The organism is Cyclobacterium sp. 10D3-21 (assembly GCF_055809755.1).
On the sequence record NZ_CM147924.1, the window covers coordinates 2,618,475 to 2,631,017 of the forward strand.

Annotated in this window: 8 protein-coding genes; 3 read left to right on the plus strand and 5 right to left on the minus strand. The window is 35.9% G+C overall.

Annotated features, from left to right (window positions below; all coding sequences use genetic code 11):
* Positions 1 to 11: 11 nt before the first annotated feature.
* From AC0L7T_RS10630 to AC0L7T_RS10645, 4 genes are read right to left on the minus strand one after another with little or no spacing between them, the layout of a single operon-like run.
* Positions 12 to 920: a glycosyltransferase family 2 protein gene (locus AC0L7T_RS10630; protein WP_473342594.1), complete on the minus strand. Its 909-nt coding sequence runs from the start codon at positions 918 to 920 to the stop codon at positions 12 to 14.
* Positions 913 to 2,340: an O-antigen ligase family protein gene (locus tag AC0L7T_RS10635; protein ID WP_473342595.1), complete on the minus strand. Its 1,428-nt coding sequence runs from the start codon at positions 2,338 to 2,340 to the stop codon at positions 913 to 915. The genes AC0L7T_RS10630 and AC0L7T_RS10635 overlap by 8 nt, the downstream gene beginning before the upstream one ends.
* Before the next feature lie 24 nt (positions 2,341 to 2,364).
* Positions 2,365 to 4,506, minus strand: coding sequence for a GumC family protein (locus tag AC0L7T_RS10640; protein ID WP_473342596.1), 2,142 nt, complete (start codon positions 4,504 to 4,506; stop codon positions 2,365 to 2,367).
* Position 4,507: 1 nt separating this feature from the next.
* Positions 4,508 to 5,266 carry a TolC family protein gene (locus AC0L7T_RS10645; RefSeq protein ID WP_473342597.1) on the minus strand — a complete coding sequence of 253 codons (759 nt, stop codon included), beginning with the start codon at positions 5,264 to 5,266 and terminating at the stop codon, positions 4,508 to 4,510.
* Positions 5,267 to 5,418: 152 nt separating this feature from the next.
* On the opposite strand from AC0L7T_RS10645, the gene AC0L7T_RS10650 reads away from it, so the two are divergent.
* Positions 5,419 to 6,081: an acyltransferase gene (locus tag AC0L7T_RS10650; protein WP_473342598.1), complete on the plus strand. Its 663-nt coding sequence runs from the start codon at positions 5,419 to 5,421 to the stop codon at positions 6,079 to 6,081.
* Between the two features lie 47 nt (positions 6,082 to 6,128).
* Positions 6,129 to 6,827, plus strand: a complete 699-nt coding sequence (locus tag AC0L7T_RS10655; RefSeq protein WP_473342600.1) for a LytR/AlgR family response regulator transcription factor — start codon at positions 6,129 to 6,131, stop codon at positions 6,825 to 6,827.
* 210 nt (positions 6,828 to 7,037) lie between these two features.
* On the opposite strand, the gene AC0L7T_RS10660 is transcribed toward AC0L7T_RS10655, so the two are convergent.
* Positions 7,038 to 11,165 (minus strand): response regulator, encoded by a 4,128-nt coding sequence (locus tag AC0L7T_RS10660; RefSeq protein ID WP_473342602.1) that lies wholly within the window; start codon positions 11,163 to 11,165, stop codon positions 7,038 to 7,040.
* Positions 11,166 to 11,376: 211 nt separating this feature from the next.
* Between AC0L7T_RS10660 and AC0L7T_RS10665 the strand changes: the two genes are divergently transcribed.
* The gene (locus AC0L7T_RS10665; protein ID WP_473342604.1) at positions 11,377 to 12,543 is read left to right on the plus strand and encodes a glycosyltransferase family 2 protein; all 1,167 of its coding nucleotides are present in this window, start codon (positions 11,377 to 11,379) and stop codon (positions 12,541 to 12,543) included.

Genomic DNA, 12,543 nt, shown 5'->3' on the forward strand with positions numbered 1-12,543 from the left:
CGTCAGGTAGTTTAATTAATTAGGGTAGGGTTCTCTTTAATGTCTTTCAAAAATAGGCCATCTATAAATCCTTTAAAGTATTTTTTGAAATGGGACCATTCCGATCTGAAAACATATACCAGCAAGTTTTTTGGTAGGGCCACTAGCAGGTAATATCCCGCGGTGAAGATGAATAAAGGGTAATGTACATTTCTCCGTAGGTATAGCCACCTGTTTCGGCTCATGTAATAAGTCTTTAGCAAGGAGTTTTTACCCACACTCATGGATTCTTTGTGGAGGATATAACTTTTGGGCTCATACCATATATCATACCCCGCTTGTTTGATACGTTCGCAATAGTCCATCTCCTCATAATATAAAAAATAAAGTTCAGCCATTAAGCCGATTTCATTGACTACTTTTTTTGGAATAAACATGGCTGCACCATGTGCCAATTGAGTAACCTCTGCTACTTGGTGTTGACCCTCGTCTTTTTCTAAATAGCCTTTTCCTTTTCCTCTTCCCGTTATAGGGTTTATGGCCGAAAATCCTGCATACTGGATAATGTCAGGTTCTTCATGGTAAAGAATTTTAGGACATACCAGACCTACTTTTTCTGATTTTAAGGTACGTTCTAGCAAGACTTCTAAAATATTAGGGGCAACTTCAGTGTCGTTATTGATTAAAAAGAAATATTCCCCTTTGGCTATTTCCATTCCACGATTATTCCCTCCAGCAAAACCTTCATTAACTGGGTTTTTAATTAAAATGGTATCCGGATATTCATCAAGAAGACTATCAGGAGATTCCTTAGAAGCATTGTCCACCACTATAATCTCCACATTTGGATAAGTGATCTTTTGAAAAGATGCTAAAAAACCCATTGTATGGACAAGCCCATTATAATTAATGGTGATAATGGAAATTAAAGGTTTATTCATTTTTAGACGATTTAATTAAGCTATTGTCCATGTCTTCGGCAAGAAAAAAATATGCCCATGACATATAAAGAATGATGCCTGTAGGCATTTGACCCAATAGGGGATTGCCATATGATGCCGCAGCGATACCTACATAACCACCGAATAATGCGAGGAGCTTTTGCCGTAACCTTGGGTCTTTGACTTTCCAAATCTTAAAGAGTCCAATGATTGCAATAAAACCTAAGATGAAAATGTGTAAATACAAGCCGACAATCCCCATCTCAGCCCATATTTTGATGAACCAACTGTCATTAGGCGTGTCTGCCAAAAATGTTCCTGGACTAAATCTTTGCCCCCAGAACCCAGAGGTACCTATCCCCCCACCAAAAGGCCTTGATTTTAAGTATTCAGAGAATTTTCTTTTATTTAAATACCTCACATTAAGCGACGGGTCGTCAGGATCTAAGGCAGATCGCATTCTTCGTACTTGATAGTTTTCATTGGCGATAGTGGAAAATTTTAAGAATGAAAAGACCAATGCCAAACCCAGGATACCAACAGCCATCAATTTAAAATTCTTTGAAGCAAAAAGATAGGCCATTGTGCCCGCCACAGGTACCATAAGGGCACCTCTTGTTCCACTCATGATCATAAGATAAAAGAACAATAGGGCCATAACTGCGAAAATAATTCTTTTTTTCAATGAAAAAGGCCCTATGGCCAAAACCATAGCCATCACTCCAGCGTGGGCTATTCCCGCACCAAACTGACCTGCATCAGAGAAAAAGCTAAAAACCCGCAAGTTGCCAAACAATACATGAGTAGATCTCGATCCGGCATCTAACCAACGGTTTTCAGCAGCATCCAGTCCAATATAAAACTGCCTCAATCCCCAAAATGAGGCCAGTATGCTAAAGAAAAAAACAATATAGAAAAGCCGATTTAGGTCAGAAGGCTTGTTTGCATACAGAAGGGTAAGTGGTACAGTGAGGAACATATACAAAGCTGTACCCCTAACTGCATAAATCCAGGCAGTAACACTTCTTGCCTCAGGATTGAATATTTCTGCCACATTATAACCCATCCATATAAGGGTAACTAAAAACAGGCTATTGTTTAGCTTGGTAAAATCTGTTTTAACCTCGGTATGAAACATGGCACTTACCACCAGTGCAGCCAAAGCCAGGTCTACCGAAAGTCCCAGAGGTAAATTGGTAATGTATCGGGTGGCACCTATTGAAACAAATGCAAATACCAGGCCTGTAGCCAATGCTTTATTGGGGTGGCTCATCATGAAAATCCCCAATGCAAGGGCAAAGGGTATCACAATCATTAAGCCTATTCCCAAAAGACCAGTTTTAACAACAAATAGACTCAAAAATCCTGCTATCAGAAGACAGAAAACGGGGGTAGTTATATTTTTTCTGATAGTATGCATTTAAACTTAGCTTGATAAAGTGCCTTATGATAGCATTTTCTTTATTTTGGTTCTAATAAATGACCTTCTCCTTGGAATTTCCCCATTGATGTCTTCTAATTCATCTCCATCCATCTTGTTTAGCCAAAGCAAATGAGGGATTTTCACCATTTCTTTTAGGCTATTGTTAAAGTAAGTGTCGGAGGATTTCCATTTACGATTGGCCTCAATAACTAATACCAAGGCACTGGCTTTATTAATCAAGGAATAATTGAAAGGTTTCACATTTATATTTTGCAGCTCTAAAAGAACAAATTCATGTGGCATTTTGGCAAGTTTTTCTTCCCAAAATCGGACTTCTTCTGATGGATTGACATTAGAACCTTTGTCCAATGTTAAAGTTTCACATGGCATATTTGCGGTGTCTTCTTGATTTCCACAATAAATCACTGTTCGGTTTTGCCTTAATAGTTCTTTGGCTAAAGATTGAATTAAAAATGTTTTTCCTTCTCCATCCTGATGGCTATAGAAAAGCAAGATTTTCTGTCCTGAATTGGGGAAATACCTGCTTAAATTATTGTAAAATTGCTTGATCTGGTTATTCTGCAATTGATTCAAAAACACGTTTTTTTGGATTTTATCTTCATTTACCCATCCTCCTAAAACCGGCAAACCAGTCAGTTCGGTGGCGTTTTTGCCTGACTTTATGGATGAATTCAGGAAGAAAGAAAGCAGTATCACGGTTAGCACCATGATTCCGGTGCCTAACATCCCTCCAACCACCAAATACATTCTTTTAGAAGCCAAAGGAGTCTTTGGATAATAGGGTTCATCTATAAGTTTTTGGGATGAAGACATTTCCAGGTCATACTTCTTAAGGTACGCCATATTGAGGCCATGAAGAATGGAAAGGTATTGTTCTTCATTGACAGTTACTTCGCGCTCTAATTTTTTCAATTCAGCACCTAGTGGGGCAAATTCATCAATTTTATCCAGAAGGTAGGATTTTCTGGTTTTCATTACATCCAGAGCCTGTTTTTGCTCTTCATAAGAAATTTTAAGTGTCAACCATTGTTCTAATACGGTTTCTCTTTGGACTCCCTGAACAGAATTACTGTTTTTAAACAATTCGTCGGAAAGCGCTTTAATTTCTTTTTCTAAGCCTCTTTTTTCTTTTTCTAAATTTCCTATTTGAATGGATTGATTGTCCAGAACATTTAATCCTTGAATGTTCAAACTTATTTTAACGATTCTATCTTGAAGTGAAGAAATGTTTTTAATTATAATTTGTCGCTCGTCAAAATTTGCAAACATGTCTTCAATCAATTCTAAATTATATCCAGTCCCTGAGAGCAATCTTCTAGAACGCTCCTCATCCTGGTCATGTTCCAGTTTGGCGATGTCCAGGTATTTGCCTTGTTCGTAATAATTTAGGATTCTATTGTCTGTCATAAACCTTTTTAGGGTTTCTTCAGCCTGCTTTAGCTTGTCCTGAGAAATGGTCAGTTGGTTTTGAAAATAGGTGATGGTATTGATGTTTTCCAATTCTTTCATTTCTGAATATCCTTTCATAAAGGATTCCACCAATATTTTTAGCGTGTAATAACAAATTCCTGGATCATTGCTACTGTATTTTATTTCCATCATATCGCTGGAAAATTTCCTAGAGACAGAAAGCCTACCGATTATCTTATTGACGGAATAGTATTCATGTTCCCTAAGCAAATATTCAATAGGTGAATCTTTGTCTTCCTCAAGGTTTTTCAATAGGTTATGTAAGGTTTTAACTTCATCATGTGGTACAGCCAATTGTTCCCATAGTGAAGGAGGAATATGGGTTTTTAAATCCAGATAGGCCTCAATGCATAGTACCTCGTCTATTTGCTCAGGAAGTGCCAAATGCTTTGCCAGGAGTTTTAAGGAAGCTTCTTCTATGGTTTTCCTGGATTTGACTATAAGTGTTAAGTTATCAAAAAGGTTGTTGGAGGTGTAAAAATCCATTCTTACAACCCCTCCATCCGTGGAACCTCTGTCAGAAGTAGGATTTGTAAAAACCAAAGTGGAAGTTTCATATTCCCGGGGAAGGTCTTGCGTAAGAAATAATACGCCGATTGCTACAAAAATGGGAGTTAAAAAGATCCAATATTTGCTTTTCCAGAGAAGCCTGATGATTTGTTTTATTGTCATTTTACTGTATTATATTGGCCAGTGAATCTCCTAGAAGGATTTCTAATTTTTGAACGGCCACGAAAAAATTTCTTCTTGCATTTTCATATTCAGAACGGGCAATGGTATAAATCTCCTGATTTCTCAAAAAAGAAGTTGGATCAAGGTTTCCCAGATTAAATTCCATTTCCATTTGTTGTAAGTTGGTTCTGGCTTTCTCTTGCATTTCTAACCTGATCAGCATAAGTTTTTGACCTAGCAATACACTATTGTATTCTTCAATGACTTGGTTTGAAATGGTTAATTCCATTTCTTTTGTTTTGTGAAAGGTGGCCTCTAGTTCCTGTTTTTGAAGTCTGATTTTATCACCTCTGGTGAAAATCTCTGACAGTGGGATACTGAGGTTTGCACCAGTTCTGTATCCGTTGGCTATATTGGATAAGTCCGACCCAGATGAATATAAAATTGCCTGATTACCATAGGAATAATCAGCATAAACACGTAATAAGTTTGACCAAGATTTTTTAGCCATTTTCACCCTGGTTTCTGCTGAACCTATCAAGGCCTGGTTTACTTTTACCGTAGGATGGTTAGCTATTGCCACACCAATTAAACTGTCTAGTTTTGGTAATTGGTTTTCAAGAGGCATATTTAAATTTAAATACTGTTCTATATCTTTTTGTTCCTGAGCAACAAGGTTATTCTCTGAAATAAAAAATAATAAAAACACAATTGTATAAATAAAAAAATTGACCTGAGGCTTTTTAAATATGAATTTCATTTATTTATATATCAATGACATTAAATGCTTCACGTAAAATAATTTACTGTTTTTATCTTATTTTTAAAATAAATGTAATAAAAATTTTAGTTTATCCTTTTTTTTGAATTTAAAATTTTCACTTCTATATTCATTAAATATTTGAAAATTGAATGATTCAGGACAAGATTTCGGGAAAAGTATCTCAATTAAGTCATCAAATTTACGGACGGGATTCAAGGGGTTTTAATGAAAAACTTCATGTTTTCGTTTCCTTAACTAAGGACCTCACAAAAGGAGTAATTCGTATTCTTAATGGGAAATTTCGTTTAAGAAATTGTAAAAGTACTGGGAAGCTGATAACTGTACGAGGACCATTGAGAGTAGAGGGTTATGGTGACATCCGAATTGGGGACAATTGTAAGATTTGGTCTCATATGGGGGTAACTCAGTTATTTGCTGATCGAGGAGCAGAGTTAATAATTGGGGACGGAACTTTTATAAATACGGCCTGCATTGTATCTGCAAGTAACCGGATTGTAATCGGCAAGAATTGCCAAATAGCCAATCAGGTAATTATAATGGATGGTGATTTTCATGGAGTAGACGATAGGTCTGCACCAGGGAAGTCCGATGCCATCATTATTGGTGATAATGCATGGTTGGCCACACGTTCAATGATTTTGAAAGGAGTAACGATTGGAGAAGGTGCGACTGTCGCAGCTGGTTCCGTGGTAACAAAAAATGTGGCACCATACACTTTGGTAGGGGGAGTTCCGGCAAGACTGATCCGAAATCTTGAAGTACCAGAACAAAAACAAAATATAACTGTCTAAGGTTAGTCGGTTAATTTGAAACTTTAATTGATATTACAATATATACGATGGATAACTGCGTAATTTTAGATGATGATTCATCTAGCATAAAAGTACTTTCACATTATATTGAAAAGACTAAAACGTTAAAATTACTAGCGGATTTCTCAGATGCAATTGATGGGTTGAACTTTTTGGTGGAGAATAGAGGGAAGATTGATCTTTTATTTTTGGATATAGAAATGCCGGAGATGAACGGTTTTGAAATCTTAAAACACAGCCAGTATAATGGCGCTTTAATAATTATTTCAACAAATAATGAAAATGCAATTGCCGCATTTGAAACCGACGCTTGCTTTTATTTACCCAAACCATTCAGTTACCCACAATTTTTAAAGGGGATAGAAAAGCGAAAAGAAAAAGAATTTAAAATCGATCCAAACTCCTATTCTAAGGATTTTATCTTTGTGAAAGATGATAGGTTATATAAAAAAATTCTCTTTTCAGATATAAGCTATTGTGAAGGAAAAGGAGATTATATTAGTTTGAAGTGTAAAAATAAAACGTATACTATTAAATCAACTATTTCCAATTTCTTGGAAAAGTTATCCGGTAATTTAGAGTTTGTTCAAGTTCATCGCTCGTATGTGATAAACCTTCATTATCTCACGGATTTCGATAGTGATACCGCAGTGGTAGATGGGAAAATAATACCTATTGGAGCCAAATATAAAGAGCAATTAAAAAGGAGCGTAAATTTCCTTTAATCCTGATACAAAGACATATATAATATAGTTATATAGCTAATTTGGTCAGAATTTCATTTGATTACCTCTTAAATATTACGGATTGGTCAATCGATAAAGAGCAAGAGGAGAACTGAAATAGTATTTTTGAAACACCCAGTTCAAAATTTTCTCATGAAGAAATATCAACAACCAATAGTTTAACTATTGGTTGTTTCGGGTTAGATAAGCTTAGTTTCCATTGGTGATGTAATCATTTATTAAATTTTCAACTATTGCATTTTCAGATTTGTATCTGTCGATAAGTTCTTTCGATACTGCTAAATCCAAAGTAGGCATTTCTTCTAATGTCAAAGCTATTTCAAATATTTTCCCTAAGCCGGCAGTAAGTGCAGATCCTTTTAGTTTGTGGCCTTCTGAGTTCAAACCTTCAAGGTTTTTGTCCTCGAGGTGTTTTAAAAGAACACCCTTTGATTGATTCAACTCGTGAATGGTCAGCTTAAGGACTTCTTTTATGATTTCTGGTTCGTCACCCAGGTATTCTTTTACTTTGTCTACATCAAAATGTAATTTTTGTTCTTGGGTAATGCTGCCACTTATTGGTTCAATTACTGAGGGTATCTCCTCATCTTTTATTTCTTGTTGTTTTTTCACTTTTAGCCATTTATCAAAAATATATCTAATGTTTTTTTCTACGATAGGTTTAGGTACAAAATCTGACATGCCAGACACCATGCATTTTTCCTTTTCTCCTTTAATATTTCCTGCAGTAATAGCTACTATAGGTATGTCTCTCGTCCTAGGATCAGCTTTTATTTTCCGAGTGGCCTCATGTCCGCTCATTATAGGCATCTGAATGTCCATTAAAATAATGTCCGGTAAATGTTCTAATGCCAATTCATAAGCATCAAGTCCATCAGTTGCTTCAATGATCTCAATCTGTGGAGACACTTTTAATACAATAGTTTTAGCTAAAAACATATTAATAGTGTTGTCCTCAGCGATAAGCACTTTTCCCTTACTTGATTGATTGCTCGACTCATTTTCATGAGAAGGTTCTTTGGGTTTTTCTTTGACAGGTACCTTCAATTTGGAGAATGCCTCGAACAACTCATTATTTTTGATTGGTTTTGACAACCTGAGGTTTATTGAAAGTTCTTTACACTGCTTTTGTATGAAATCGTCTTCAGCAGAACTGTGCAAAAGTAAAATAGGTACCTGTGCTTTCTCTCCACTGAAATTCTCTCTAATTTTCTTTGAGGTTTCAAGGCCATCCATATAAGGCATATTCAGATCCATAAGCACAACATCATACTCATTGGTTTCTATCTGTTGCAATGCCTCAAAGCCATTTTGAGCCTCATCCATATTTATTTTTTTCAAAGAGAAAATTTCTTTGAGAATAAGTCTGTTGTTTGCATTGTCATCTACTACCAGAACATTATCGATTGGGTAATCTTCTGGTTTTTCGATTAATTCCCCTTCTTCCGTGGATAGTTCTAAATCAAAATAAAAGGTGCTTCCTTCTTTGATTTTACTTTTTAACTGCAGCTCTGAGCCCATCATGGACAAAAGCTTATTGGAGATGGTAAGGCCTAAACCAGTACCTCCATACTTCTTAGTAGTAGAACCATCCTCTTGCATAAAGGCTTCAAAAATCCTTTTTTGATACTCATCAGATATCCCAATCCCGGTATCGCGAACTTCGAACCTTATTACCCTCTTGTTTTCATCAATTACTTTTAAGGTTTGTATTTTAAGTTCTATTTCACCCTCATTTGTGAACTTAACAGCATTTCCTAAGAGATTGATTAGTATCTGTTTTAATCGAATATCATCCACAAGAATGAACCTGGGCAAAGATTTCTCGATGTTCAGTAGCATCTCGACCCCATTTTTCTGTGCCTGATAAGATACAACATCAGTGGCTTGGCCGGACAGTTCAAAAATATCTGATTTGTTAATTTCTAACTCGAGTTTACCTGCTTCAATTTTTGAAAAATCTAAGATGTCATTTATAATGTTCAGTAGGGCAATTGCCGATTGATTTACGATACCTATGTATTGATTTTGAGTTTCATTGAGCTCAGTTTTTACAAGCAGATCTGTAAAACCAATAATACCGTTGAGAGGAGTTCTAATTTCGTGGCTCATATTGGCTAAAAATTCCGATTTGGCTAAACTTGCCTTTTCGGCAATCTCTTTGGAATCTATGAGGTTTTTTTCTAAAATATTCCTATCAATTGCATTTGAAATACTGTTTGCAAAACTTTTTAATAGAGATAGTTCAGCCTGGGACCACTCTCTTTCATTGGTGCAATCATCATAGCCAATGAAACCCCAATACCCTTTGTTTGTGAATATCGGGATAGTTAAAATTGATTTAATGCCTTGATCGTCTAAGAAATTCTTTGTTTCAGATTCATCGGGTAAATTTGAAATAATTGCTTGAAAAATGTCATTGTTCTCCATTGGCAATACGAACTCTCCAAAAGCTTCGAAGGGAATGTTTTGTAGGTGAGGATTATTGATTTGGGATTCCACAGTCTCAGTACTCCATTCAAACCTTTGTGAGGTGAGTTTTTCTCCTCCTTCACCCAAGCTGTTTTCGAAATAATAAATCCTATCAACACCTACAGATTTCCCTATTATTTCCAGACTGTTTGGGATAGCCTCATATAGTTTATTGTTTGAAAGGAGTTCATCTGTAGCCTTTGATATAGCCAAAAGCATTTGTTCTTTTTGAATAAGTTGATTTTCTTTCCTTACCTCATCATCAATGTCTTGAATAGTGCCAGACAAGTACAGGCATTTCCCATTTTCAACATTGGCTTCTCCAAGTGTCCTTACCCATAATTCTTCTCCTAATTCATTTACTATTTTTAATTTTTCATCCCAGGACTTTCCATAATTCACCGCCAAATCAATTAATTCTTTGATTTTATCTCGGTTATAACCTTCCTTGTAATAATTTATGCTATTGGCAATGTCCGGGGTAAAATCCTCGGAAACACCGAAAATTGTTTTGGTAATATCTGTCCATGTTGTCGTTTTCTTCTCTAAATCATACTTCCAGCCACCTATTTTGGCCATTATGTGGGTCTGATTTAGGATTTCTCTGGCATTTTGGATTCTTTTTTCTAACCGTAACCTTTCTGAAATGTCGATGGAATTGCCTATTACATAGCTATTGCCAAAATGGTCTTTTTCCATTTTGTTGCTGTATAGCCACACTTTTAGTTGTCCATTCGCCTGGAAAGTAGTCATTAATCCTTGTGCTTTGCCGTTTTCTTTAATTTCCTTGAGATAGTCATCTATCTCATACCGAAATTTTGATGGTATAATGTCCCACAGCTTTTTGTTTACCATCTCATCTACTGTATAGCCTAAAAGCCTGGCGCCGTAGTTATTAAAGCTTAAAAAATTACCTTCCATGTCGTGAGTTAGCATCAACCCTTGACTGTTTTCAAAAAAGGACCTGAATTTTTCCTCACTAGAAAGTAGCCTGTCCTCATTTTCTTTTTCCTCACTTATGTCTCTACCTATGGCAAAAATCCACTTGTTTTTTAAATCGCTGGTGGCGCGCCAAGAAAAGGTTTTATATCCCCCTTTTTGACATTTTAACCGATGGCAAAAACTAGTGGTGGGTTCCCCCCCTTTAATCAATAAATTGATCTGTTTCATCGTACTGTCCACATCAGCGGGATGTATGTAGTCTGTTACTGGTTTGTTTGAAAGCTCGTTTTCATCATAGCCTAGAAGGCTTTTAAAAGTTTTGTTTACTTTTAGGAATTTCCCGTCAAACCTTAAAATAGTAATCAGATCCTGGGACAGTGCCATAGCTTTACTAAGTACCTTGTCCTCTAAGTCGTCAGATTGGTGCAATAATAATTCATGTACCTGAGGGGTCAATAAGCTTAAGTTTTCGGCTATTGGTAATTTTTCTGCAGGGATTTCTTGATTTAGAACCACTAGAAAACCGATGTTTTCATCGGATTGGTCCAGGATAGGAAGTATCGAGAGGTATTTTAATTTACCTAATAAGTTTAGGTACTCACTTTTTAAAAGTGTTTCATGAATAGGCAAATCTTTAACTTCGGTGAATTCTACTGTCTCTTTTAAAAAATCAAATAGGGGGTCACTTGTTTTGATAATATTTGAGGATACCTGATCAGATGAAGCTTTGATATAAATGCCATCATCCTGTAATGCACCTAGGAAAGCATGATTACATGAAGTTAATTTCAGCGTCAGTGCTACAATCTTTGAGGAAATTTCATGTCTGGAATAATTTTCTGGTATCATTTTTTTAATATGTCCGGTATTCTCCGTATTATTATCTGAAATATTTTTTTTCATACTCTGAATTATGCTTTCTTGAGATGGATGCATTATCTCAAAATAATTACCAAAATAATTTCAATTCTTGTCAAGTAAAATAGAGTAGTTCTATTTTTTTAAAAAATTAAAGTATCTGAGAAAAATCTAGTTTTGTTTCAAACGGACTTTAAATTTTTACAAAATCGAAATTTTAAATTTAAAAACAAATTCATTATTTAAATTAATTCTTATGATGCAGGCAGTTTTTTGGATAGCGATAGGTGTTGTCGCGTATACATTTTTAGGTTATGGCATCGTGATAGGTTTCCTTGTAAAAGTAAAAAATTTATTACGAAAAAAGACAAATCAAACAGACAAAGAATTTTTGCCGGATGTTAGCCTCGTTGTACCCTGTTACAATGAGGCCGATATTATTAAAGAGAAGGTGCTTAATTCACTTGGACTTGAATACCCAAAAGAAAAAATAAAATTTTTTTTCATCACCGATGGGTCAAATGATAACTTTGAGGAAGTCTTATTGGAATTTCCACAAGTAAAATTGCTCCATGATGAAAGACGTGCGGGTAAAACAGCAGCCGAAAACAGGGCAATGAAATTCGTGAACAGCCCGATTGTAGTATTTACCGATGCCAATACCATTCTTAACAACAAAGCCATTAAAAACATTGTCCGACATTTCAGCAATGAAAATGTAGGTTGTGTTTCTGGAGAAAAAAGAGTGTTCGTAGAGGCAGAGGACTCCGCCAGTTCAGCAGGAGAAGGCATGTATTGGAAATATGAATCTTTCTTAAAAAAGATGGATTCAAAACTTTATTCAGCAGTAGGTGCTGCAGGAGAGTTGGTTGCCTTTAGGTCTGATCTTTACAGGGACTTGCCAGAAGATACCATTTTGGATGATTTTATGCAATCCCTCCTCATTGCTTCTGATGGATACAGAATTGTGTATGAACCTGATGCCTATGCCATGGAAACTGGTTCAGACTCAACAGGTGAAGAATTAAAGCGTAAAATTAGAATAAGTGCCGGTGGCTGGCAATCAATGAAAAGGTTGTTTTTCAAAATCACCCCTTTCAATAACCCTCTTTTATTTTTCCAGTATCTTTCACATAGGGTTCTTAGATGGACAATTACACCTTTTTTATTGGTTTTGATTTTTGTTCTCAACTTTTTTCTGTTGGATCAAGGCATGGTCTACCAACTCTTGATGGTTAGTCAATTGTTCTTTTATGCAGCGGCCTTGCTTGGATACCTATTGGAAAGCCGAAAAATTAGGGTCAAGATCCTATTTGTTCCCTTTTACTTCTGTATGATGAACTATGCTGTGGCAGCTGGTTTGATTCGCTTTTTGAAAGGAAGTCAAAAAAGCACTTGGGAAAAAGCCAAACGAAAAAGTTGA